Below are 981 nucleotides of genomic sequence, written 5' to 3'. Positions count from 1 at the left end.
AGACGCTCGACGTGATGCGCACGAAGATCGCCGAGCTCGAGCAGTCGCGGAGCGAGCAGTACGGCGCGCTGTCGGCGCAGCTCCGGTCGGCCGCCGAGTCCGAAGAGCGCCTCCGTGCCACCGCCGACACCCTGGCCAACGCCCTGTCGTCGAACAGCACGCGCGGTGTCTGGGGCGAGACGCAGCTGCGCAACGTGGTCGAGGCCGCCGGGCTGCTCGAACGGGTCGACTTCGACGTGCAGTCCTCCGTCACCACCGCCGTCGGCTCCGCCCGGCCGGACATGGTCGTGCACCTGCCCGGCGGCAAGACCATCGCCGTCGACGCCAAGGTGCCGTTCAGCGCCTACCTGCAGGCCGCCGAGATCCCGGCGACCGCCACCGGCGCCGAGGCAGCACGACGCGACCAGCTCATCGCCCAGCACGTCAAGGCGCTCCGCGCGCACGTCGACGCCCTCGCCGCACGGGAGTACTGGACCGGGTACGACGCCTCACCCGAGCTCACCGTCGCCTTCATCCCGTCCGAGTCACTCATCTCGAGCGCCCTCGCCGCCGACCCCGGGCTGCTCGACCACGCCTTCCGCAAGCGCATCGCCCTCGCCTCACCCGTGACCCTGTGGTCCGTGCTCAAGACCGTGGCGTTCTCGTGGCAGCAGGACGTGGTGTCGCAAGAGGCGCACGAGCTCTTCAAGGTCTCCCGCGAGCTCTACGGCCGGCTCTCCACGATGGCCGGGCACGTCGACAAGCTCGGCCGCTCGATCCGGGGCTCGGTCGTCGACTACAACCGCTTCGTCGGGTCCCTCGAACGCCAGGTGCTGCCGAGCGCCCGTCGGCTGTCGCTGCTCGACGAGTCGAAGGTCATCGCGGACCCGTCGTCGATCGAGGACGAGCCGCGGCTGCTCACGGCACCGGAGCTCGTCGGCGCCGTCGACGAGGACTGACGCGCAGCACCGGACCGTACCGTCGCACCGCACCGCACCGCAC

General features: G+C 71.3%; 1 protein-coding gene. It reads left to right on the top strand.

Annotation, left to right across the window (positions count from 1 at the left end):
- Positions 1-938 (top strand): DNA recombination protein RmuC (locus tag BIU89_RS12880; protein ID WP_071247113.1); only part of this gene is annotated, 938 nt, incomplete at its 5' end.
- Between the last annotated feature and the right edge of the window lie 43 nt (positions 939-981).

It is taken from the genome of Curtobacterium sp. MCBA15_005 (assembly GCF_001864855.1).
GTDB lineage: Bacteria > Actinomycetota > Actinomycetes > Actinomycetales > Microbacteriaceae > Curtobacterium > Curtobacterium flaccumfaciens.
This window is presented reverse-complemented; position numbering and strand designations above follow the sequence as displayed.